Here is a 25,091-nt window from a genome sequence, read left to right on the forward strand (position 1 = left end):
ATGAGATCAACTTATCAGCTTTTAACATTAATTATCTTAAATTTAGTGTTACTACTATTAAGCAGCAAAGTTTTTGCAGCAGAGTACGTCGGCACAGAGCAATGTACAGATTGTCATAATGAACAAGCGAAAGCATGGCAAGGCTCTCACCATGATATGGCTATGCGCCATGCAAAGCCAGATTCAGTACTAGGCGACTTTAATAATGTTAGTCTTGAATTTAGAGGAAAAACTAATCGCTTTTACATGAAGCAAGACCAGTATTGGGTAAATATAGAAGGCCCTGATGGAAAATTTCATGATTACCAAATTAAATACACCTTCGCCTATGAACCCCTGCAGCAATACATGGTGGAATTTAGCGATGGTCGAGTACAACTGATCCCTTTTGCCTGGGATTCCCGAACGAAGGAAGATGGAGGTCAACGCTGGTTTGATTTATATCCACAATTTACTCAAAGTCATCAAGAATATTTTTGGACCAATAATGGCCAAAACTGGAATTACATGTGTGCTGATTGTCACTCTACCGATGTTAAAAAGAATTTCGATGTAAAAACCAATACTTACAAAACCAGTTTTAAAGAAATAAACGTGGGTTGTGAAGCATGTCATGGCCCCGCGAGTGAACATTTAACCTGGACAGACAATGCAGATAAAACGGTGAAATTTTCTGGCTTTGAGCGCAACATAACTAAATCAGTAAGTAACTGGGTATTAGAACAAGATAAAACCACATTAACTCCAGAGAAAATAGAACATAGTGAGCAAACCCTTGTTTGTGCGCAATGTCATTCTCGCCATGTGCAAATAAGCGATAAAGATCATGTAAAAAGTAAAGAGTTTGGTGACAGGTACCTTTTAAGCCTATTAGAGCCAAACTTATATTACCCGGATGGCCAAATCTACGACGAAGATTTTGTCTATGGTTCATTCTTACAAAGTAAAATGAGTAAAAATGGTGTGGTGTGCAGTAATTGCCATGATCCTCATAGCGCAAAATTAACCATAGCTAAAGAATCCGTATGTCTGCAATGTCACTTACCAACAACCTATGCCTCTGAGCAACATCACCACCATAAGGAAGACTCGGCCGGTGCACAATGTGTAAGTTGCCATATGCCTGAGACAACCTACATGCAAGTAGACGATAGAGCTGACCATGCATGGCACATCCCCCGCCCTGACATAGCAGAAGCACTGGGGACACCTGATACCTGTTTAAGCTGTCATCAAGATAAAACTAGCCAGTGGAGTAAAGGAAAAACTGAAAAATGGTACCCCGACTCGACCATAACTAGTGAACGTCATTTTGCTCCAGTATTTGCCGGTGCTGATAGAAATATGGCCAGTATGGCGACTCCGCTTTCTCAAATTGCGCAAAATACTCATTACTCAGACATCGTAAGAGCTTCTGCGTTAGCACGGATGCAACCTTTTGCTGATACAAATACTTTAATTGCCATTGCACGAGGAGCTAAAAGCCCTGATAGTAATATGCGTGTAGGTGCGATTAGAGGTGCAATAGGCATACGAGGCGCAGAACGTTGGAGAATTGTTGCGCCTTTATTGACAGATAAAGTGCTAAGCGTTCGTACCGAAGCGGCTCTAGCATTGATCCCTTTATGGAGTGAACTTTCTGACGCTAATAAAGAACACTTAACTCCTGCGTTAAACGAATATATTGATGTCCAAAACTTTAATAGTGATAGAGGTTATGCCCATACTAATAAGGGCAATGTATATACCCATCAAGCACAATATAATAAAGCTGAGTCGGCTTACAAAGAAAGCATAAGAATAGAGCCTATTTTTGCTAATGCCTATATAAATTTAGCCGATTTATTTCGACGCCAAAATCAGGACAATAAAGCTATTTCAATTTTAGAACAAGGTATGAAAGCAATACCAGATAATGGCAATTTTGCTTATAGTATTGGTCTCGCTCATATTCGTAACAAACAGACACCTCAAGCAATTGAACGCTTTAAACAAGCCATTGAAATAGAACCAGAAAATGAGAACTTTCACTATGTTTATGGTTTAAGTGTTGAATCGACGTCAAAAGTCAAAGCGCAACAAGCATTGCAAAAAGCTTATGAGATAGGCGGCAACCCACAATACCTCTATGGTCTGTGTGACATGCTGATCAGACACAAGGCATTTCAAGCAAAGCAATGTTTAAGTGAATTAGCAACTATAGCGCCAAAAACCGTGGTTGATCAATTGCAACAAAAACTAGATAGCAATAAGTAGCTTCACAGTCAAAACGAGCCATAAATCTACTATAAGCAATATTAATAGTACTAGTTAAACAATTAACTTTAATGACATTATTTATCGTTTACACTGTATATATATGAACAGCATATACGCCACGAAAGTGATATTAGCGTTTAATTTACAATTATAGGATCAGATTATGAGCCAAAGCTTTGAAGCCTTACAACAATTAAAAGCTCAAATTCAAACCTCGGTTATTGGACAATCCAACGTTATCGATTCATTACTGCTTGCCTTGTTAACCAACGGTAATGTGTTATTGGAAGGTTTACCAGGCACAGCAAAGACCCGTTCGATTAAAAGTCTTGCCAGTACATTAAGTGTTGACTTGGGGCGGGTACAATTCACCCCAGACTTATTACCGTCTGATGTTACTGGTACAGAGGTTTACCAGGAAGTTGATGGCAAACCTGTACTAACCTTCCAACAAGGGCCGGTATTTAATAATTTGTTGTTAGCCGATGAGATCAATCGCTCACCGGCTAAAGTTCAAGCGGCATTGTTAGAGGCAATGGAGGAAAGGCAAATCACCGTTGCCGGTAAAACCTATAAACTGCCTGATTTGTTTATGGTCTTAGCAACACAAAACCCAGTGGAGCAAGAAGGTACCTACCCACTGCCAGAAGCTCAGATGGACAGGTTTATTATGAAGATAAACCTTGAATATCCAGATGATGATGCTGAAGCGCAAATCATAAAACTGGTTCGCTCTGAAGAAATAACAAACACCATGCAGCTTGAGAAAATTGATCCTCAACATATTTTTAATGCGCGCGAAGAAATTCACAAAGTGCAAATGAGTGACACAATAGTTAATTATTTGGTGGCTATCATCATGGCGACAAGAAAACCTGAACGCTATCCTGACTCGCCATTGCAACATTGGATCAGTGTAGGCTCTAGCCCTAGAGCAAGTATTGCATTGGATAAGTGCGCAAGAGCTCAAGCCTGGTTAAACGGCAAAGACTTTGTTGATCCCGATGACGTTCGTTCCATTGTTCATGCGGTCCTGCGTCACAGGTTAATGCTCAGTTACGATGCGTTAGCAGATGGTGTTACCGCTGATCAGGTAATTGATGAAATTTTACGACAAGTGGCAACCGCTTAGGTTAGCCATTTAATACGCGACTTTAGACTTTACACACGCTATAAGAGTGAAATTCTTTAATGAAAAAAGATAGGTCAAATGCAATCGATACTCCTAGCGGTAGTACTGACGCAGCTCGTAACAAAAGCAAAAACATTTACGTTGATATTAACGATTTGCGTCGCTTACAGCATAAGGCAAAAGGCTTTTCATTTCTAACAAAACAACCGGTAAACAGTGCTCTAAGTGGTAAAAACGTTTCAAAATTACGTGGTAGAGGCCTAAACTTTGAAGAACTGCGTCATTATCGTCCCGGTGATGATATTCGAAGTATGGACTGGAAAGTTACCCGCCGAACAGGAAAACCACACATTAAAGTATATACCGAGGAACGTGAACGAAATGTGTACTTAGTGGTTAATCAGTCAAGTTCAATGTTTTTTGGTAGCACAAATAAAATGAAATCAGTCATTGCTGCTGAAATCGCTGCATTGATGGCGTGGAAAGTTACTGATAGCGGTGATCGCATTGGAGCTGTCGTTTTTAATGATAAACAAGTAAAAGTTGTGTCCGCTAAACGTGGCAAACTGCATGTTGTAAACGTATTAGCCGAGGTGGTTAAAATGAATCACCAATTGAAGGTAGGTAAAGGCGAGCCAAATAGCAACTCAATTAATGAAGCCTTGATTAAAATAAGCCATATTTGTGGCCATAATGCCTTAATAATAATTGTAGGTGATGGTCACGGTTGGGATACTAAAAGCACCCAGTTAATAAAAAACATTCGTCAGCATAATGACGTAATCGCCTGCCAAATATATGACCCTCTCGAACAACAACTTCCAGAGATGAGTAATATGGTGGTAAGTGATGGTGAAAAACAAATTCAGTTTTCCTCTTTAAATCGTAACACGCAAGAAAAGTACCGAGTCAGTATAGAACAACAAGAAAACCGATTTGAATCTGCCACAAGAAAAAATCGTATTCCATTGCTTTCATTAAACACCTTGGAACCTATAGAAAAACAGCTCCGTAAAGCGTTAGGTAAGGCAGGCTAATGAGACTTTTTCCTGAGCCATGGGGCAATTATTTAGTATTAGATATCGTTGAAACCAATCAGCCGGATGCAATTAGTTGGTGGCCAAATACCATTGGTTGGCAACTGCTGTTCATTGTTGTTTTATTACTGGTGTTCAAACGAATTTATTTTGCCATTAAACGATATCAAGATGATGCTTATCGACGAAATGCATTAAAATGTCTTATTGAAATTAAACACTCAAGCAGCCAACACTGTTATTTAAACTATCAACAACTTCCCGCCCTGCTTCGTACCAGTGCATTACATGCATTTGATAGGAGTGACATTACCCAGCTTAACGGTAAAAACTGGGAGGAATGGCTTGATCAGCAGTGTGAGCAAAGTAATTTTAATAAAAATTGTTCAGGCATTCTGCACCAACTCGCCTACAACCCTGCCTTTGAAATTAGCACAGAACAACTTAATAGTGTGATCAATGAGATAAGCCTGTGGTTAAAATTTCATAGGAGGTTAAATGATTGAGTTTGTTTACCCTTGGCTTTTTGCACTGACTCCCTTACCAGTCCTAATCTTTTGGTTAGCTCCTGTTTATAAAGAACGCAAACAGTCGCTGCAGGTACCTTATTTCGAACGATTAGTCGATGTGACCGGAGAAACCCCACAACATGGCGCCGTAATTTTAAACCGAAAACGGCTACAAGGTGTATTCCTGTTAATTTCATGGCTGTGTATTGTTATTGCGATGGCAAAGCCTGAAATAGTTGGCCAACCTATCATTCAACAAAAATCTGCCAGAGATCTTATGGTCGCGGTTGATTTATCAGGTTCAATGGCAGAGCAGGATTTTACCAACCAGCGAGGTCAAACCATAAACCGTTTAGATGCAGTTAAAGATGTGTTATTTGATTTTGCCAAAGGCAGAGAAAGTGACCGTTTAGGACTAATTTTATTTGGTAATGCACCTTATTTACAGGCCCCTTTTACGGCTGATATACATACTTGGCTTGACCTATTAAAAGAATCTGATATTGGTATGGCCGGCCAAAGTACGGCCTTTGGTGATGCTATAGGCTTAGCAATTAGTGTCTTTGAGAATGAGCAAACAGAGCACCGGGTGCTCATTGTACTCACTGATGGTAATGATACCGGCTCAAAGGTACCGCCAATAGATGCGGCAAAAGTTGCCGCTGCATACAATATTAAAATATATACTATTGCAGTAGGTGATCCGGAAGCAGTGGGTGAAAAGAAAGTAGATTTAGCCGTACTTGATGAAATTGCAAACGTAACAGGCGGCGCGGCTTTTGAAGCACTTAACAGAGAAGAGCTGAAACAAGTCTATCAACAAATCGACGAACTTGAACCACAATTATTTGACAGTAAGTCATTTCGACCAAGAACGAGCGCTCATCATTATCCACTAATGGTTATGTTAGTACTCTACTTGTTGGCATTTACTGTTGTTAACTTAGTTTTTGCTTATAACAATCGTAAAGCAAAACGTCTAAATGAAACAAACATTGAGTCGAGCAAGGACGTATTATGAACGAGTTAATGCAGTTTCAACACTTTCATTTTTTACGCCCCTTTTGGTTATTGGCCCTTATCGTTGGATATTGGTTAATCAATGCTTTTACCAAACGCAGTGATACTTTAGCCACTTGGCGCCCTATTATGTCAAAAGAAATAATTGATCACCTAAATGTAGAAGGCAATACAAATCATTGGTTATCCCCTAGAAGGTTAGGTCAATACTGCTTATTTTTACTGTGTTTAATATTATCTGGCCCAACTTGGCAACAACAACCGTCGCCTCTAACTGAAGACAATTCAGCCTTAGTGATAGCGCTGGACGTGTCAAATACGATGCAGCAAAGTGATGTGCAACCTACTCGTTTAGCACGCGCTAAACATAAAATCATTGAGTTACTAAAATTGCGAGGTGACAGTAATACCGCCCTAATAGCCTACTCAGGTAGTGCTCATACGGTAATGCCAATTACTAAAGACACAGAGATGATCAGCCACTTTTTAGATGCCTTGGATAGCAATTTAATGCCAATGCAAGGCAAATTACCGGAAAAAGTAATACCTATAACCCAATCTATGTTGTCCCCTACTAAAGTGCCAGGGTCGTTATTATTGATTGGCGATGGTGCTACCGCAGAAACAGTAGCCAAATTCTCTGAATTTTTTAATGTTCAACCACATCAATTGGTTGTTTGGGCAATAGGAAATACAGAACAAACACTGGATTCAGATAAAAATATAATCCCAATGCAACTAGCCCAGTTGGAAAATTTAGCCGATGAAAGTGGTGGTCGAATCGTTGAACTTACCTTTGATAATCATGATGTTGAACAGGTAAACCGTTTTATTGAAAATAACCTAGTGATCGTAGAAGACGCAGGTCGTCCCTGGCTTGATGCCGGTTACCCTCTGGTATTTATTCTTGCGTTAATGTTTTTATTTTGGTTTCGTCGAGGCTGGACTTTGCAATGGTAAATTCTCTGCATCAACAAATAATAATGCGATTTAAGTTAAATCACTCTGTGTTTGCCAGGGTGAAAACTAAATATCACAAATACAAAATCTATTTTATTAGTGTCATGCTTATTTTACTTGTAGGCTTTATTTACTTAAAGCCTCAGCAATTTGCCAATATTTGGTTGACCAAAGATCAACAAGGGCAAATATTATTCAAACTTGAAAAGTATGACCTTGCCGCCAAAGTATTTACCAATACACGATGGCAAGCATTTAGCTTATATGGTGCTGAGCAATTTGAACAAGCATCATTACTGTATAGTCAATACGATCATGTCGGAGACAGGTTAGCAAAAGGTAACGCGTTAGCGCACGCCCGACGCTATGTAAAGGCACGTACAGTGTATCAAGCAATCCTGAATGATTACCCAGAAAATACCGCCGCATTGACAAACTTAACGATTGTTCAAGCGATTATCGAAGAAGTCAATCGAATGTCTGAAAGCCAAAAAGCTGAAGAAGGAGATAGTCCAAAAGAGCTCGGTGATGAACCTCAAACCGGTGAAGGTGCAGACAAAAAAGAAATGCAAACTCAAGAAATAGAACAACTTTCCGCAGAGCAATTGTTACTTGATGCCAATCTAAATGATATGTGGCTACGTCAAGTACAAAAAAATCCAGCCCAATTTCTTGGGCAAAAATTTCATATGCAATTGCAAAGACAGGATAGCGAATTAAACGCTAAAGGGGCTGAAAATGATCAATAAAAGCACCTTTGCAATTACGGTTAATTGTTTGTTGATGGTAAAGAATGCAATACGTTCAAATACAACATTAATTGTTTTATTCGCTTTTTTGTTCAGTCATGCAAATTCAGTTTACGCAAATGATTTACAACAATTAGTAAACAGCGAGCAATTAACAATTTCAGCAAATATCAAAAATGCAGACAACATTATTGCAAAACAACCAGTAGTAATAGAAATACACATTGCCACCAACCGATGGTTTGCAGGTGGGATATCAGTTGTACCTTTTGCAGTAGAAGAAGTAGTTATGCTTGCCAACAATGAAGTTGTTATTAATGGCAGCAAACGGATAAACGGTGAAACTTGGGCCACCCAGCTTAGGGAAATAACCTTGTACCCAATGAAAGCTGGTACGTATACATTACCGAATATCGAGGTAAACATCTCAGTAAACCAAGCATCAGCGCCAAATGCCTCAGGAAAATTATATACTGATAAATTAAGCTTTACCGCCCATATGCCACCTGAAATGGAGCCATATGACGATTACGTGGTCACTTCAAATTTAAGCATTAACATTGAAGAAGGAACAGAATCACAGCAAAAAATCGAAATAGGTAATGCAATTACACGAACGATTACATTGTCTGCGGAAAATGTACCTGCAATGATGTTACCACAACTGACTAAACCAGAATTAAACGGCGTAAGCATTTACCAAAAGCCAGCAACTTTAACCGATCGAAGCAATCGAGGGGTTCTTATAGGCAAGCGCACAGAATCATTTACCTACTATTTTGAGCAGGTTGGCGATTATACCATTGCCGAGCAACAGTTTTATTGGTGGAACACTGTCGAGCAGCAGTTAGAAACAGTTGTAGTGCCTGAAGTAACATGGTCTGTTGTTGGCGATAGCTCGTTCAGACTTTCTCAATACTTAGACTTTTCTGGAAAGCTGTTTAGTTTGAAAACCTTAATGATGACGTTTATAACGTTACTCATTTTGACCTTGTTGGTAACAACTGTTGTCGCCACTATCCGCAATAAAGCTGCATTAGTACATTTCTACAAAAAGGTTAGCCGTCAACAGTACCGAAAACAGAAAAAGCAATTTTTAATGGCGCTTAGCAATAAGGATTATCAACAAGCATGTGCCATGCTTTACCAAATTATTGATGCAGAAGTAGATGATATTGAAACCTTAAAGCAGCACTTTGGCTATAGTAAGGAAAAACGAACTTTGATTGCTCAATTATTACAAACAGCCTATAAAACTGGTGTAAATAACAAGACGGACTTTACAGTATTGCAAGGTAACCAATTACTTAAAAACAATCCGAACAACAATAAAACTAAAGATTTGAATTATAAAGATTTCATTAAATTGAATAAATAAAACCTGTCTATATTATTTTTAATCAAGACGTTTTAGTTCTTTGCAGCTTTCAATAATGACACTTCGTAGCCATTTGTGTGACTGAAAATGTTCCATTGCCCAATGCCAACTCATATAGGCATCCATATTTTTGGTATAAAATGGCGGTTTGAACCAAATATAGTCTTGGTAGTTTATCATTGAAGCCAGCATTCCAAGGGGCATGATACAAAGATAATCCGTCACTCCAACAATCTCAATAATATTTCTGATACTACTATTGGTGTAGCGAACTTCCCTAACTAATGGTAAATCTTTAATTGCTTTAAGAAGTGGGTAAATGTTATCTGATCTTGGAGTAATAGCGGCATGGAACTCAGCCATATACTGTTCTATCGTAATTTCTTTAAGGCCCTGCAATCTTGGGTGGTCCTTTCTTGCCATGATGTATAGATCATCGCTAAAGATGGCTTCTTGATGACAACTTGTTTGCTCGCCTTTCATATAATCGATGTGCAAATCATATACTCTGTCGCGCAGCGACTTTTCAATATCTTCAACAATATCAGAAGTTACTGTAACAGAAATATTTGGTGCAATTTGAGCAAGCTTTTTAATGACATTGGTCATGAATAATTTATGCGCAACGCCTAAAATATTAACATGAAAATGTTTATTCGATGTTTTATGATCAAACTTATCTTGTTCAGGTAACGTGTGTAGCACATCGTTTAAGATAACTTCTACCCCAGGGTAAATAGCCTCTGCTTTTAAAGTAGGTTCCATCTTCCCCCCTTTTCGTTCAAAAAGAGGATCATTATAAAGGGAGCGTAGTCTCTTCAACGCTTGTGAAACAGCAGGTTGTGTCATTCCTAGGTTTTCTGCTGTGTGACTTAAATTTTTGTCTCGCATTAACGCTGAAAATACCGGCAACAAATTTAGATCAATATTTCTCATATTTCGTGACAAAATTTTTCCTTAATTTAAAACTTTAAATATTGTTATTATCGAGGAATAGCAAACAAAAACGAAACTTAAAGACTGCCTACTATAAGCAGTAATTATAGCGCTAAAAACACAATTAATTTCTTTTCTGCTCATTTTGTATCTAAAATGCAATCAAATGTATCGAAATACTCTATTCTTGTAATGCCCTACTTTATTATTCGGTTTTATGATGACTACATTTCGGTAATTTATATAAAGGACAAGACCTTGAACATAATTAGCAAAACATTACACTGCAACCCTATTTGGTACATAGTTATCTTAAGTGCTTATACACTGTTAAAATTTGCCAGTACAAACTTAATGTAATAAATAAAGCGTTACAAAAGCCATTATTGTAACCTAAATACACGCAGACTCGTTTTTCAAAGAAAAGTTCAAGTTGTTATATCGCCAGTCTAAAAAACAAACGACAAACAAAAAGCATTAACCCCCCATTTACCACCCTCTAGCCAACACGTTACAAAACATAAACCTTACAGCAACATAAAACACAAAATTTATTCCACGTATCTAAAGTTAAACTGTTGTTATCTATGAACTATTAGTTTGAGTAATAGGCCTATACATTTAATTTGGTTCTAACTATTTTTTAAAAGACTAAAATGCGCACCTAAAGATACACTTTATTGCTTAAGTTACTTGGAAAATTATCATGAAATTTATTAAATCTACGTTAGGCCTTTTAGTACTAACAATCATGCCATCTGCAGCACACGCTGATGATTGGAGCTTTCAACTTGAGCCTTACTTAATGGCTACAACCATAGAAGGTGATGCAAGTTTAGGAAGAGCTCCAAAAACAGATTTAGATGTTAATTTTGACACCATTTTAGAAAATCTTGAAAGTGGTGGAATGTTACATTTTGAAGCTCATCATACGAATGGATGGGGCATGGTGTTTGATTATGGTTATATGGACCTAGGTGCCACCACTAAAAGTGACAATGGAACCAGAGTGAATGCAGAAGTTCGTCAAGGTGTTTTAGAAGGATTAGCCGTTTATCGTACCGAAATTGCAAATGGTCACATTGACTATATTGCCGGTGCAAGATGGTGGGATAACGATTTAGAGCTAAACGTAAACAACTCATCATTAGATGGAAGTTTTGATCGTCAAGTAAAGTCTGATTGGATAGACGCTGTAGTTGGCATACGAGTTCATCAAAAACTTTCTGATAATTGGACGTTTCAAGCACACGCAGATGTTGGCGGGTTTAGTATAGGTTCTAGCTCTGAGTTTACTTCAACTTTAAAAGCAGGTGTTTTATATAACATCAATGAGTTAATGACTCTGGATTTAAATTATAAAGCCACCTGGGTTAATTTTGACGAAGGTAACAAAGGCCAACCCGGTTACTTTCAATATGACACCGTAACTCACGGTCCAGCTGTAGGACTTATATTTAAGTTCTAACTTTTTTGTACTGCAAGTGGGCAAAAAGGTTGTCCAATGCAAATTTAAAAATTATTTATTAATTTTATTGGATATACATATGAAAACATTAAACAGAAATGCTTATTTCAATACAGCCATTCTATTACCTATCATGTTCCTGGTTGGTTGTTCAAAACCTGAAATTGAACAAGTAAAAGATTTGGTTCGTCCAGCAACACTTTATACCGTTAATGATCATACAAGTAGTTTTGAACAGAACTTTCCCGCTCTAATTAAAGCATCGAATGAAACAGAATTAGCGTTTCGTGTAGGTGGTGAATTAATTGAAGTAAATGTTGTAGCAGGTTCATTAGTAAAGAAAGGTGATGTTATTGCTAAAATGGACCCAACTGATTTTAAAGTTAACGTTGCAACAGCGAAAGCACAATATAATTTAGCCGAAAAAACATTCCAGCGTTTTAAACGTATGTTGTCGTTAGAGTTGACCTCTCAAGCTCAATTTGATGAAGCAGAAGCTCAAATGATTTTAGCTAAAGTTAATTTAGAAAATGCTGAAAACAACCTAACATATACAGTTCTAAGAGCCCCTTATGATGGCAAGATTTCAAGTAAAGACGTGCAAAATCATGAAGCAGTAAAAGCAAATAATACTGCCTTTGTATTACATGATGAAGACGGTATCGATGTTAGTTTCCAACTACCTGAAGCGATTCTTAGCCGAGTATCCCAAGGCTCTAAATCATATAAGCCTGCAGTAATATTCACCTCATCAGAAATACTTAAAGATAAAGAGTTTAGAGCTACTTTTAAAGAAATTGATAATCAACCAGACCCACGTTCACGCTCTTACACAGTTGTTTTACACATGGATAAACCTGAAGGCGTTTACTTAGCTCCAGGTATGACTGCAAATGTAAAAATTGAATTAGACCATGTTATTTCTAACATTGACACATATTCTCTAGTGCCTATTGAGGCTGTATTTTCGCCTGCAGAAACTAATCCTGAAGATAAACAGTTCGCTGTTTGGAAAGTGAATCAAGAAACAATGCGAGTTAGCAAGCAATTAATAACCGTTAATGGTTTAAGCAGTAAAGGAATGCAAGTTACAACAGGTTTAAAACCGGGTGATGTGATTGTTGCTGCCGGTGTAAATTCTATAGTCGATGACACTAAAGTTAGAGAGTGGATTAAAGAGCGAGGTATTTAAGCCATGACTGCCACTAATTTACAACAAACCCGAACAGGTGGTGGAATAGCCGCTTTCTCAATGAAGAATTCACTAGTGAGCTGGATGATTACCATCATTCTGTTATTTGGAGGAATACTACATTTCTTTGAATTAGGTCAGTTAGAAGATCCTAACTTTACTATTAAAAATTCAGTAATTGTTACCTTATACCCTGGTGCTTCTGCCCAGCAAGTAGAAGAGGAAGTAACGCATGTTTTAGAAAGTGCATTACAAAACATGAAACAGGTAGATTATATTGCCTCATGGTCAAGTAATGGCTTTTCTCAAATTGATTTTAGAATTCCTAAAACTGTCACACCTGAAAACGTACAACAAGTGTGGGATGACATGCGCAGAAAGATTTCTGACGTTCAACATCTCTTACCTAAAGGTGCTTCAACCCCAATGATCAATGATGATTTTGGTGATGTTTACGGTATGATGCTGCAAATTAAAGGTGATGGTCATAACTTAGGTAAAATTAAAGAGTATGCAGATTATTTAAAACGTGAAATTCTTATTGTCGACGGTGTTGGTAAAGTTGCGATAAGTGGTGAAGCTCAAGAGCAAATATTTATCGAAATTGACCGTGCTAAAGTTGCAAATCAAGGCATAACAGTCGATGCAATATCATTAGCGCTTGCTAACCAGAATGTAGTCTCTAATGCCGGTGATATCCATATTGGCGAAGAGATGGTACGTTTTAGCCCAACAGGTGAATATCAAACTATTGAAGACTTAAAAAATACAGTATTAAGCCCGTTAGGGTCTTCAAATTTAGTTTACTTATCAGATGTTGCTAATGTTTATAAAGGCTTTAAAGATAAGCCAACAAAAGTAATATCTTTAAATGGACAAGAAGCGATAAGTTTTGGTATTTCATTTGCTCCTGGAGTAAATGTGGTTACCGTTGGTAAACGTGTTCAAGAAAGGTTAACCGAACTCGAAGAAATGCGCCCTATTGGTATCGACTATGAATTTGTTTACAACCAACCAGCGCAAGTAGATAAATCAGTAAAAGGCTTTTTAGGAAACTTACTGGAAGCCTGTGTCATTATTTTCTTTGTGTTGTTATTCACAATGGGCCGAAAAGCTGGCTTATTAATCAGCTTTATTTTAGTTGTAACAATTTCTGGTACTTTTATTTTAATGGAAATGAAAGGTATTCAGTTACAACGGATTTCATTAGGAGCATTAATTATTGCTCTGGGCATGTTGATTGATAATGCCATCGTTATTGTCGAAGGCCTTATTATAGGAATGGAAAAAGGCAACTCTAAATGGGATTCGATGATTGCTATTGTAAAACAAACTCAATATCCATTATTAATTGCCACTGTTATAGCAGTACTTGCCTTTGCTCCTATTGGTCTATCTCCAGATTCAACCGGTGAGATTGTAGGCTCGTTATTCTGGGTATTGAACTTTTCATTATTCTTAAGCTGGGTAACGGCAGTAACAATAACGCCATTCTTTTGTGATTTGTTGTACAAAGATGGCGAATTTGATGGCCATGATGAGCAAGAGCACGACCCGTACGGAGGCATAGTTTTCAGATCATTTAAATCAATGCTGAATGTTTGTATGCGTTTTCCGTGGATATTTACGATTGTTATGATCCTTGCCTTAGTCGTTTCTGCTAAAAGTTTTAAACTTGTTAAACCAGAATTCTTCCCAGCATCTACGGTAAAACAATTTCAAATCGATGTATGGGACGGGTATGGTACTGACATTCGCACTATGGAAGATAAAGTTAAAGCGATTGAAAACTACCTACTAGAGATGGAAAAAGTTACACAAGCCACTTCTGCTGTAGGCGGAGGGCACGTACGTTTTATGTTAGCTTATGCCCCAGAAAAGCATTTTGATAACTATGCAAACATTCTAGTTATGGTTGAAACGCCAGACGATGTAGTACCAACAATTGCTACAATTAAAAAGGAAGCTGTTGAAAGATTCCCGGAATTAACTCTTAACTTGAAACGTTTCTCAGTTGGACCGCAACCTAAAGGTGCCGTCGAAGTACGTATTACCGGTGCCGACCCACTTGTGTTACGTCAACTTTCTGAAAAAGCTAAAACTATTATGCGTGCTACGCCTGGTACTGAAGCTGTAAGAGACGATTGGATGGCTCGATCTAAAGTTATACGTCCTCTTTACAATGAAATAAATGGTCGACGTTTAGGTATTAGTAAAAAGCAACTTGATGAAGCTATTCGTCAAAACTTCTCTGGTACAACAATAGGACTTTATAAAGAAGGTACTAAGATGATGCCAGTGGTAAGTAGACCACCTGAAAGTGAGCGATTATCACTTGAAAACCTGGGGCAATTGAATATTTTCAGCCCAGCTAAACAAGATTATGTACAAATCTCACAAGTTGTGGATGGCTTTGATATCACATTTGAAGATGCCTATATTTTACGTCGCGACAGAATGCGTACAATTACCGCAATGGCCGATTATGATGTGACTAAAAACATTACTGCCGCAACAGTTAGAAATGAAATGGTTGCTGATTTCGAGCAATTTGAAACAGAGTTACCTGTTGGTTATACAATGGCTTGGGGCGGAAAGCATGAGAAAAGTACTGATGCCAAAAAGAATGTATTATCTACCATTCCTGCAGGCTATCTGGCTATGTTTCTATTAACTGTTTTACTATTTAACTCGCTTAAAAAAGGTTTGGTAATATGGTTTGTTGTACCGTTATCAATCATAGGTGTTGTTGGTGGTTTGCTATTATTTGATATGCCATTTACGTTTATGGCCCTACTTGGTGCGTTAAGTTTGACCGGTATGATGTGTCGTAATGGTATAGTATTGATAGATCAAATTAGTATTTATCAAGGCAAAGGAGCCGAAGATTACAAAGCTATTTTTGATGGCGCGGTATCAAGGGTTCGTCCAGTTTCATTAACTGCTATAGCTGCAATATTAGGAATGATCCCACTATTACAAGATGCCTTCTTTAAAGCAATGGCGGCATCTATGATGGTTGGTTTAGCGGTTGCTACCTTCTTAATATTATTTGCAGTACCAGTATTTTATATGCTGATGTATAGAATAAAATACCGCCCACTAGCCGATATTGAAGCGGAAGGTTCATTAGAATAACGTCTAATAATGAATTCATCAAAAAAGGGATCTATTAGATCCCTTTTTTTATTTAAACTTCTATATTGTCTACTCTACGTTCTTGTTTGACCAATAAAACAACCAGATATTAATTACTTAGATTTATTTCAGGCTGCCAATCCAACCAATCTTGTTCGAATCGTTCATGTAGAGAGAATATAAACTCAGCCGGCAAAGTTTCACTGTCGGACATTTCCGGCGTAGCGAATGCAATACCACCACTTACCAGTGTTTCAATAGACTCAGACTCAATTGAAACGCCTGAAAACACCCCAGCGTCAATATTAAAACCGCTTGTATTCCAAAATTTACTTTGAGTGCTAATCAAAGGGGTATATCTAGGGGCAATATTAATAAAGATATGAACTTTATTAGCCAATGGGGCCAAGTCAACACCAATAACTTTTCCTACTTGGATTTGGCGATATAAAACAGGATTACCAACTCGAACTGAGCCTAATCGATCAGCAGTTAACTTAATGTTTAAACCATAAGAAAGTCTCTCTGTCGCAGGAGCAATATGATTGGCAACAAATTCACTTTGAGATTTATCACTTTCACCAGGCAGTATACCGATAAAGCCACTTGTTAAAAGTGCGTTTATATTTTTGTTACCAACTAAGCCTAATTCACTTCTAGCCAACCAAAACTGGCTATCGCTAACAGCAAAGCTTTTACCTAAGTCATTTAAATAGCCAATGACAGTAACGCCCTCTTTATCATCATCAAATATGAGGTGTTCGACAATACCAACATCTTGGCTTTTATATTTTATTTTTAAATTTTTGTGAACTCCGTCAATATCATCAAAATAAATAGATATGGCTAACCCGGCGGATTTTGCGTGCTCTATATGATTGAATAAGCTAAACACCTGCCCTTCTTTTGCTAATACACCTTCGGTTTTTTGGTCTGAATTGTAAAAACTAATACCGCCTCGCAAGATAGTATCAACGGATTCTGTTTTAATACTAAAGTTACTAATACCGCCACTTGCGGTCACGCCACTAACATTATAAAAACGAGTAAAACTACTGATTAAATTACGATATTCTTCATCAACTGTAATGTTTATTTCTTTATTCAGGTTGTTTTTATTAAGAGTTACGTTATCAACTTGCCCGACACTAATTCCCCGGTAGCTAATCGAACTTCCGGGCACTACTGCTGCATTTTCATTGGTAGTAAGAGTTAACTGTAATCCAGATGAACTATGATGCTTAGCTGGAGATTCAGTAGACAGAACAAATTGATCTTCAGGATCACCATCACCAACAATAAGGCTGATGTACGGACCACCAAATAACGCTTGAATATCAGTAAAGCCAGACAAACTCAATTCGGGTTTAACCAACCAAAACTTTGTATGTTGTTTTAGAATATAATTGTGCTCAGGTAATATTCCAACGGTTAAAGTCGCGCCACTTTTATCTTTCGTGACTTGATGTACTGAACCGATAGTCTCGCCTCTAAAAATAATTTTAGTTTTATTACTCACACCGTTAACGTAAGCCGTAAATAACTTAAATTGAAGTCGTTGCTGTGCCTCATCGATATTTTGATAAAGTTTGAATTTACTGCCATTGTCTGGCAATTGGTATGTCTCACTAGTTCCTGAATCGAAAGCGATTCCACCTGCTAGAATGGATTGTATAGATTGAGCCTGTACTTCAAAGCTCTGTAAACCGCCACTTATTCTAAAACCACTAGAATTCCAAAATCGACTGTCTTTTGACACATGGTCCTGAAATTCAGGTTTAATATGAATATGGACTAAAAACTCACCAGGTCCGGTATTTTCAACTGCTTGTACACTACCTACACTTTGTTCTTTATGAAAAATAGTGGTACCACGTTTAATTGATGTTACATCTTCTGTTTGTAAAACCAAATGCAGCCCTGGTTCATTATATTTATAGGCGGGTTTTTCATCTAACACTTTAAAGGTTGATTGTGGGTTTCCTGATGCCGATGCTCTGATACTTATATATGCCCCACCTATTAGATGGCTCATACTTGTACTTGCACCCAATTCAACTCGAGGAGCGACAACATAAAGCTGGGTTTCATCATTTAAATAAGGGATCACTCTTGGATCCACTTTGGCTGTTGCAATTATGGTTCTCGAATCCCCATCTATCCTGATAAACTTATCGATACCGCCTAGGGTGAAGCCGTGATACATAATTTTTGCCGAACTGTCTATGCCAGAGTCCCAATTCAACAATAGCGTTATTTCATGGCCCATATCGGCCGTTTGATAATCAGGGTATAAAGTATATTTTTGGTCGTTTTGTGCTGGGGCTTTCTCCGATTCATAACTTACGTTGTCGAACGCTATTCCTCCGGCAATGATAGAGGCAAGAGATTCCGTTTTAATTTTAACACCCGAGGTTACAGAGCCAGAAATATTAACGCCACTTGCATTCCAAAAACGAGAATTTTCTTTCACTAAGTGTTTATATTCCGGCTCAATGAAAACATTAATTTTAACGAGTTCTGCCACTTCATCATATTTATATGCGGTTACGTAACCAACGGTGATCTGTTTAAAAGTGATTGGTGAGTTTTTAGCGATAGAGCCCAGAGCCTTAGTTTCCAATGTTAAATGCAAACCTGGTGTGGTTTTATCCAGTGGCGGCTCCTCGCTTAAACCAATAAAATGACTTTGGGTGTTGCCCTTTTGATCAAAATCTGGCTGAAAGTTAATATAACTCCCTGATAACAATGTATCTAAGCCGGTAACACCTTGAAAGGAAACATCGGCAGTGACGTACCAAAACAATGCTTGCTCGGTAAGCATATCTTTTGTGCTTGAAACCATTTCAATTGTTGCAATTACACTATTCAGATCGGGGGAAACTTCAATACTTTTAACGACACCTGCGGTAAGCCCTTTATATCTTACTTCTGTTTTGCCAACGACAATACCACTGGCATTGTCAAATTCGACAGTAACAAAAACCCCACGGTCAGCTACGGCACTAATAATTAACCAGAGTCCAAAAAGTAAGGCAATTACAGGTACCAACCAAACTGCAGAAATTCCCTTTCGTTCCCTTACTTTTGCTTCAAACTCTTCTTCAGCAATGTCTTTTGTCATTTGTTATTATCCACTTTTTTATTATCCCATAATAAACGAGGGTCAAAACTCTCCGCCGCAAACATGGTAAAGATCACCATAAGGCTAAAATAAGTAATGCCGCTATCGGCTTCTATACTGGTAATAAAACCTAAATTTACCACTGCTGCCATGATAGCTACGACAAATACATCCAGCATTGACCATGGTCCTAAAAACTCAACTAAATGATAAAGTTTCCCTTGTTGTTTTAGGTTAACTTTGTCTTTTCTTTTTACGTTATACATCAATACAAACAGGCCGATAATCTTTCCTAAAGGCACAATAAAACTTGCAATAAAAATGATCACAGCAACCGGTAACATGCCCAATTGGATAAAAATAGCGATACCTTGCAAGATCGTTGAGGCATCGGGGTTACCAAAGGAATAAAACACCATCATTGGGTATGTGTTTGCGGGAATGAACATAATTAACGCAGCGATGGTCCAAGCCAAGGTAAACTGCATACTGTTAGGTTTACGAAGATGAAAATGAAAGTGACATCGAGAGCATCTTTGTTTGTCAGACTTCATCACATTAAGTTTATGACATCTGGGACAACTTCCCAAGCTTGCTGTCATTGCTTTATTAGCCAAATTCTTGCTCCAATTTTTCCCAAATACTGTGTTGGTCCATGGTAATAGAAACAAGTGTAGAGCACAGTAAAAGCAACACTAAGCTAACAAGACCTTTATCGACACTGAGTTCAGCTAATGAAGTGAGCTTATACATTGAAACAATGAGCCCCATAAAAAACACATGGATCATTGTCCAAGTATCTAACATATGATGGGAACGAAAAAAGGTGAACAGTGATGGTCTTAACCAATTATATTTTATACATATCGATATATAAAAAGCCGAAGACAATCGAACTAAAGGTACTGCTATAGCGAAGATAAATACTGCAAATGCAATAATATAATAGCCACTGTTAATCATTAACGTTATGCAATCAATTAATGAGGCATCATTGTATATACCTGCTGAGGAAACTCCTACGCCAATGATTGGTAGTACCATAGCGGGAATAAAAAACAAAAGACCGGCAGATGACACAGCAAGAGTACGGTTAATATGATCTTTTTTACGTACAAATAAAGTTGAGCCGCAACAGGTGCATATCACCTCTTGGCCAGCAATAATGTTAGGCATGGTAAACAACGTGTCACATTGATGGCACGCAATCATGTTCTCTTTTTGTAGCACTACTGTCACTGTTAAAATGCCTGTAAGGGTTAGTGTCTAATAGGTATAGCGCGTTAATAACTTTCATCAAGGGATTTATAACTCCCCAATCGACAATAGCTAACACCATAAATACTTGTAACAAGCTGATTTAATTTAGCTTAGTTTAGATTTCATATTTAATCTAGAGGTTGCCTCTAATACAACATTTCTATTTAGACATTAGTTTTATCGTTAAATTTTTTAGAGCAAACTTTTAAATATACAGAACAATGCAATAGAGCAGTGCGGTTTCAACGGATTTCGTTATATGTCAGGAGTTTTAATCTATCAAACTAAAAGTGAAGTTAGGCGAGCATTTTTAAAATTAACACTCTGCAATATGAGCAAGATATTCACTTAAACTCATTTCTAGTTACTTTACTCTATTTTTATCCAATAACATCGCTATATCACCATAAAAAATTAGTTATTAAAACTATAAAACGCTAACTGTCATAGAGGTAGAAAATGATTTTAGATTTATTAAACACAAAAGAGTTATCAGCAATTGCACAACAATTACTAAAAACCAATAAAGGCTTAGTAGATACTTTATTAAGCTCTAGCCAAAACGTATTACAAAAAAGCATTGAATGTAACCGCTCAGTTATGCAATCTGGTATTTATTCAATTGTTGAAGGTCGTCAACAAGCAAACTCTATTATGAATAAAGCTTTTGAACAAGCTGAAAGCATGGAAAAAAGAGCTTATGACACAGTGAACAGCTCAAGCGACCAGGCATTAAAGAATGTAGAAGAAATATTTTCACGCATTGGTAATCCAACCGAACAAGTTGTTGTTGCGATTGATGATTCAGTTTTAAACTCAGTCAGTAAAATCACTGAACCTGCTCTTAATGCCATCAAAACAGCTACAGACAAAGTGACTGAAATTCCTAACAAACTACTAAAACAAGCGGTTAAAGCTGAAAAAGTTGAACCGGTTGTTGTAAAGTCAGAAAAAGCTCCAGTAGCTAAACCAGCAGTAGCTAAACCAGCAGCAGCTAAACCAGCAGCAACTAAACCAGCAGTAGCTAAACCAGCAGCTAAACCTGCAGCGGCTAAACCAGCAGCAGCTAAACCTGCAGCGGCTAAACCAGCTGTAGCTAAACCAGCAGCGGCTAAACCTGCAGTAGCTAAACCAGCAGCGGCTAAACCTGCAGCGGCTAAACCTGCAGTAGCTAAACCTGCAGTAGCTAAACCTGCAGTAGCTAAACCTGCAGCGGCTAAACCAGCAAAGAAAAAAGCATCATCTAAAAAATAATCGTTTTGCATATAGCTAAAGAACAATAATTATTCATTATTGGACCGATTAACTCCCAACACATAGGAATATGAGTTGGGATTTTTTTTGCTAAAAATATATAAGCCTATTTCATTAATGATCTCTAGACTTTAAGCACATCTATTTATAACTACAATATTCCACATATTTTTAAAACGTAACTATAATTTGTTTTATACAATTAAAATAACTTAAAAACAAAGGGATATAATGAATTTCAATTTTTTTAGACGAATAGTAGTACCTGCATTTTTTGGCTTTCTGATCTTTTCAAATAACGCCATAGCCGATGACTGGACATTCCAATTAGAGCCCTACGCGTTAGCCACAACCATTGAAGGTGATGCGGGCATTGGCGTTGTTGATTCACCTGATATTAAAGTAGATTTTGATACCATACTAGAAAATCTTGAAATGGCCGGCATGCTCCATTTTGAAGCGCATCATAAATCAGGTTGGGGTTTAGCCTTAGACTATGGTTTTATGGACTTACAAGGCAAAGTAAACTCAGATGCCGGAGGCTTTGTTGATGCAGGAGTACGCCAAGGTGTACTTGAGGGTTTAGTGATAAAGAGAAAACATTATCCTAATGTTTTTGTTGATTCATTTATTGGTTTTCGTTGGTGGGATAATGATATTGACGTTCACATCAAATCAGCGGTTTTACCTATTGATATTGAACGTAATATTGAAGAGGACTGGGTTGATCCAATAGTAGGTATGCGAGTTTTAGTTCATATAACGTCTAAATCGACCATGGTACTTCATGGTGACATTGGTGGTTTTGGTGTTAGTGCTGATGTAACTTATTCCATGCAAGCCGGTATTATTTACCGAATGACTGAATCTTTATCATTAGATATGCGTTACAAAGCGACATGGGTAGATTACGAAGACGGTACTTCAGGTCAACAAGGTTACTTTAAGTACGATACGGTTACTCATGGTCCATTGCTTGGTTTAGTCTATGATTTCTAAAGCAGACCTAAGTCTGTAATATCTTTAAGAGTGACCTACTCACTTTTTCTTATAAGTAATTATTATTAAGCGAAAAAAAGCCGCATTATTTATATGCGGCTTTATATTTTTGTTAGATTTGTTTTTTATTCAGAATCAGTAAAACCCGCCCAAATATCTGCATTAACCGGTGCTTTCTTTTTGCGTTTTTTCTTACCACTACCTTCAGGCTTTGCCATCGGTTTATTGTCGTCGGTGTTTTTAACCTCATCGGCTTCAAAACCTTCTACTTGCTCACGTTCAAGGCGTATTTTGTTCTTCTTTTCGATTATTTTGAAATGATGATAATCTTCATGGTCAATAAGCGATAATGCTAAGCCAACTTCACCTGCACGGCCACTTCGGCCAATACGGTGCATGTAATCTAGTGGGCTTCTTGGCAAGTCAAAATTAATCACTACAGGCAGTTTTTCTATGTCTAGGCCACGGGCAGCAATATCAGTTGCAATTAACACTTCAATCTCGCCGGTTTTAAACGCGTCAAGCAAACGACTACGAGCGCCCTGGCCTTTATCACCATGAAACACTTCTGCGGTAATTCCACGTTTAGAGAGTTTCTCAGCTAAGTGATTACAACTATTTTTGGCATTGACAAAAATAAGTACTTGTCGCCATTGATGCTGAATAATCAAATGCGCTAAAACGGCTGTTTTTTCCCCTTTATTTACAGTAAAAACTCGCTGTACTAAGGTACTAGCGTCGCTACTTTGCAATTGAATTTCAACCGGCTCGGTTAGCAATTCTTTGGTTAAAACCTGTACTTGCTCAGGAAATGTTGCTGAAAATAATAACGTTTGTTTCTGCTTTGGCAATAATCCTAACAGCTCTGAGAGCTCTTCTGAAAAACCCAGGCTTAGCATTCGATCTGCTTCATCAAGTACTAAGGTTTTAACCCTATCAAGCTTAATAGCATTACTTGAAATCAAATCGAGTAATCGACCGGGTGTAGCGACTAAAATATCTGTTCCGCCACGTAATGCGAGCATTTGAGTATTCGCTGATACACCACCAAAAACCGCAACCGTTTTAATTGCGCCGTTAAAATGCACAGCATAAGATTTAATGTTGTCAGCAACTTGCTTAGCGAGTTCACGGGTAGGCACCAAAATTAATCCCGCAACAAAGTTACCTTTACGGCTTTTGCTACTTAACGTTTTTTCAGACTGTTGTTGCATAAAAAGGTGTTGCAACATAGGCAATGCAAAGGTAGCGGTTTTACCTGAGCCGGTATTTGCCCCTGCAATTAAGTCACGTCCCTTTAATACACTTGGGATAGCTTGCGATTGAATAGGCGTTGGCTGATTATATTCCAGCTCAGTTAATCTAGCCAACAGGGGTGGAATAAGGCCTAGTTCGGTAAAATTCACAGGCGTTGTGGCCGTTTGTGTGACAATGCTCATTAATATAAAGGGCTCAAGCTAATTAATATCACACTATTTTAGCGTACTTATGCCTGATTAAGTTAGTTAAATCGATTAAACATTAAAGTTCATTGAACTGTTCCAGCCATTCAATGAAAGTATTGGATACTTTAGTTACCGTGCGCGTATCATGGTTAAAAAACCATACCGGTATATCTGCTTGCTCACTTACACAATCGGTAAGTTTGAAACAAAACATATTTCCTTTACAGTCAGATGCAAACAAAACATGCCCCTTTGGCATGCCAGTCATTTCATATAATTTTGATAGAGAAAATACATCATCAAGGCTTAAAAAGTCTTGAACTTCGCTAATATCGACACCTAAGTCACAGATTTTAGTTAATACATTTGGAGTGTGGACCAGACCGTATTTAGATAGTAAATATTTATATGAATCAGGTAAGTATGCATTAAACTTTGATTCAAGCTCTAAGATGTCATGATTTGCTAGTGGCACCATAGCATGTTTACTACCCCAATTTTTTACAAAGAGATCAATGCTATTCATTTATAAATCACTCCTTTACTGATAACTGTTTTCTAATGGTATTAGCACATTCAGCCAATACAATAGCACCAGCAGTTGAAACATTTAAAGAGTTACCCATACCAAACATTGGGATGTGTACTTGATGATGACTTAATTTCAATACGGCTTCACTTACACCCTTTCGTTCATTACCTAATACTAAAGCACAACGCGATGGGTAAGTAACAGTACTATAATCGACAGATTTCTGGCATAGCTCAACGCTATATATCGTATAATCATTTTCTAATAAGGTTTGTACGCTTGCTGTGGTGCTATCACTATATTCAATACAAACCCATTTAGCTTCATTTCTAGAAGCTTTATTAAACTTCTTATCAGAGATAGTTAGCTCACCGCAGATAATAATTTTTTCAATTGAAAAAGCATCAGCCAAACGGATCAAAGCACCAATATTGTAGCTGTTAGTTATGTTATCTAATACCAGAACCAAAGGTATTTTGGGCTTATTTAAATATTCATCTCGTGATGGTTTGTTTTTTCTAAGTTCATCTTTACTAAGTTGTATTTTTGAATGCATGATTTCTACTTTTGTTACGCATTAATATTGCTATTTGGGTTCTAATTAAATAAATCTTACCCATCTTTTTCTACGTTTATAGAACGATGAAAATCAGCCGAGGATTGTGCAGTTTTATCAGGCTAAGATCAAATGAATTATAG

General features: G+C 37.6%; 20 protein-coding genes. 13 read left to right on the forward strand and 7 right to left on the reverse strand.

The window, feature by feature from the left end:
• The 8 genes from RI845_RS10030 (at nucleotide 1) to RI845_RS10065 (ending at nucleotide 9,044) form a co-directional block, all read left to right on the forward strand.
• Nucleotides 1–2,256, forward strand: coding sequence for a multiheme c-type cytochrome (locus RI845_RS10030; RefSeq protein WP_348386041.1), 2,256 nt, complete (start codon nucleotides 1–3; stop codon nucleotides 2,254–2,256).
• Nucleotides 2,257–2,422: 166 nt separating this feature from the next.
• Nucleotides 2,423–3,391, forward strand: a complete 969-nt coding sequence (locus tag RI845_RS10035) for an AAA family ATPase (protein WP_348386042.1) — start codon at nucleotides 2,423–2,425, stop codon at nucleotides 3,389–3,391.
• A gap of 59 nt (nucleotides 3,392–3,450) precedes the next feature.
• The gene (locus tag RI845_RS10040) at nucleotides 3,451–4,428 is read left to right on the forward strand and encodes a DUF58 domain-containing protein (protein ID WP_348386043.1); all 978 of its coding nucleotides are present in this window, start codon (nucleotides 3,451–3,453) and stop codon (nucleotides 4,426–4,428) included.
• The gene (locus tag RI845_RS10045; protein WP_348386044.1) at nucleotides 4,428–4,934 is read left to right on the forward strand and encodes a DUF4381 domain-containing protein; all 507 of its coding nucleotides are present in this window, start codon (nucleotides 4,428–4,430) and stop codon (nucleotides 4,932–4,934) included. The genes RI845_RS10040 and RI845_RS10045 overlap by 1 nt, the downstream gene beginning before the upstream one ends.
• The gene (locus RI845_RS10050; protein WP_348386045.1) at nucleotides 4,927–5,958 is read left to right on the forward strand and encodes a vWA domain-containing protein; all 1,032 of its coding nucleotides are present in this window, start codon (nucleotides 4,927–4,929) and stop codon (nucleotides 5,956–5,958) included. Before RI845_RS10045 ends, RI845_RS10050 begins: the two co-directional genes overlap by 8 nt.
• The gene (locus RI845_RS10055; protein ID WP_348386046.1) at nucleotides 5,955–6,917 is read left to right on the forward strand and encodes a VWA domain-containing protein; all 963 of its coding nucleotides are present in this window, start codon (nucleotides 5,955–5,957) and stop codon (nucleotides 6,915–6,917) included. The genes RI845_RS10050 and RI845_RS10055 overlap by 4 nt, the downstream gene beginning before the upstream one ends.
• Nucleotides 6,911–7,666 carry a hypothetical protein gene (locus RI845_RS10060; protein ID WP_348386047.1) on the forward strand — a complete coding sequence of 252 codons (756 nt, stop codon included), beginning with the start codon at nucleotides 6,911–6,913 and terminating at the stop codon, nucleotides 7,664–7,666. Before RI845_RS10055 ends, RI845_RS10060 begins: the two co-directional genes overlap by 7 nt.
• The gene (locus RI845_RS10065) at nucleotides 7,656–9,044 is read left to right on the forward strand and encodes a hypothetical protein (protein WP_348386048.1); all 1,389 of its coding nucleotides are present in this window, start codon (nucleotides 7,656–7,658) and stop codon (nucleotides 9,042–9,044) included. Before RI845_RS10060 ends, RI845_RS10065 begins: the two co-directional genes overlap by 11 nt.
• A gap of 18 nt (nucleotides 9,045–9,062) precedes the next feature.
• Here RI845_RS10065 and RI845_RS10070 read toward each other — a convergent pair whose 3' ends face one another.
• The gene (locus RI845_RS10070; RefSeq protein ID WP_348386049.1) at nucleotides 9,063–9,992 is read right to left on the reverse strand and encodes a LysR family transcriptional regulator; all 930 of its coding nucleotides are present in this window, start codon (nucleotides 9,990–9,992) and stop codon (nucleotides 9,063–9,065) included.
• Nucleotides 9,993–10,686: 694 nt separating this feature from the next.
• On the opposite strand from RI845_RS10070, the gene RI845_RS10075 reads away from it, so the two are divergent.
• From RI845_RS10075 to RI845_RS10085, 3 genes are all read left to right on the forward strand, one after another.
• Entirely contained in the window at nucleotides 10,687–11,448 is a 762-nt protein-coding gene (locus RI845_RS10075; protein WP_348386050.1) for a hypothetical protein, read from the forward strand.
• A 79-nt stretch (nucleotides 11,449–11,527) separates the two neighbouring features.
• Complete coding sequence (locus RI845_RS10080) at nucleotides 11,528–12,640, forward strand: efflux RND transporter periplasmic adaptor subunit (RefSeq protein ID WP_348386051.1); 1,113 nt, start codon at nucleotides 11,528–11,530, stop codon at nucleotides 12,638–12,640.
• Between the two features lie 3 nt (nucleotides 12,641–12,643).
• Nucleotides 12,644–15,778: an efflux RND transporter permease subunit gene (locus RI845_RS10085; RefSeq protein ID WP_348386052.1), complete on the forward strand. Its 3,135-nt coding sequence runs from the start codon at nucleotides 12,644–12,646 to the stop codon at nucleotides 15,776–15,778.
• 109 nt (nucleotides 15,779–15,887) lie between these two features.
• On the opposite strand, the gene RI845_RS10090 is transcribed toward RI845_RS10085, so the two are convergent.
• Genes RI845_RS10090 through RI845_RS10100 form a run of 3 tightly spaced genes read right to left on the reverse strand, consistent with a single transcriptional unit; the run spans nucleotide 15,888 to nucleotide 20,141 of the window.
• Nucleotides 15,888–18,902 carry an MlaD family protein gene (locus tag RI845_RS10090; RefSeq protein WP_348386053.1) on the reverse strand — a complete coding sequence of 1,005 codons (3,015 nt, stop codon included), beginning with the start codon at nucleotides 18,900–18,902 and terminating at the stop codon, nucleotides 15,888–15,890.
• On the reverse strand, nucleotides 18,899–19,519 hold the full coding sequence (locus tag RI845_RS10095) for a paraquat-inducible protein A (RefSeq protein ID WP_348386054.1): 621 nt from the start codon (nucleotides 19,517–19,519) through the stop codon (nucleotides 18,899–18,901). Before RI845_RS10095 ends, RI845_RS10090 begins: the two co-directional genes overlap by 4 nt.
• Nucleotides 19,512–20,141, reverse strand: a complete 630-nt coding sequence (locus RI845_RS10100; RefSeq protein ID WP_348386055.1) for a paraquat-inducible protein A — start codon at nucleotides 20,139–20,141, stop codon at nucleotides 19,512–19,514. Before RI845_RS10100 ends, RI845_RS10095 begins: the two co-directional genes overlap by 8 nt.
• Before the next feature lie 480 nt (nucleotides 20,142–20,621).
• On the opposite strand from RI845_RS10100, the gene RI845_RS18845 reads away from it, so the two are divergent.
• Nucleotides 20,622–21,416, forward strand: a complete 795-nt coding sequence (locus RI845_RS18845; protein ID WP_348386056.1) for a hypothetical protein — start codon at nucleotides 20,622–20,624, stop codon at nucleotides 21,414–21,416.
• Between the two features lie 231 nt (nucleotides 21,417–21,647).
• Entirely contained in the window at nucleotides 21,648–22,415 is a 768-nt protein-coding gene (locus RI845_RS10110; RefSeq protein ID WP_348386057.1) for a hypothetical protein, read from the forward strand.
• Between the two features lie 125 nt (nucleotides 22,416–22,540).
• On the opposite strand, the gene RI845_RS10115 is transcribed toward RI845_RS10110, so the two are convergent.
• From RI845_RS10115 to RI845_RS10125, 3 genes are all read right to left on the reverse strand, one after another.
• Nucleotides 22,541–23,854, reverse strand: a complete 1,314-nt coding sequence (locus RI845_RS10115) for a DEAD/DEAH box helicase (protein ID WP_348386058.1) — start codon at nucleotides 23,852–23,854, stop codon at nucleotides 22,541–22,543.
• Nucleotides 23,855–23,936: 82 nt separating this feature from the next.
• Nucleotides 23,937–24,386, reverse strand: coding sequence for an SMI1/KNR4 family protein (locus RI845_RS10120; RefSeq protein ID WP_348386059.1), 450 nt, complete (start codon nucleotides 24,384–24,386; stop codon nucleotides 23,937–23,939).
• A gap of 7 nt (nucleotides 24,387–24,393) precedes the next feature.
• Nucleotides 24,394–24,948 (reverse strand): TrmH family RNA methyltransferase, encoded by a 555-nt coding sequence (locus RI845_RS10125; RefSeq protein ID WP_348386060.1) that lies wholly within the window; start codon nucleotides 24,946–24,948, stop codon nucleotides 24,394–24,396.
• Between the last annotated feature and the right edge of the window lie 143 nt (nucleotides 24,949–25,091).

The sequence above is a fragment of the Thalassotalea nanhaiensis genome (assembly GCF_031583575.1).
GTDB classification, from domain to species: domain Bacteria; phylum Pseudomonadota; class Gammaproteobacteria; order Enterobacterales; family Alteromonadaceae; genus Thalassotalea_A; species Thalassotalea_A nanhaiensis.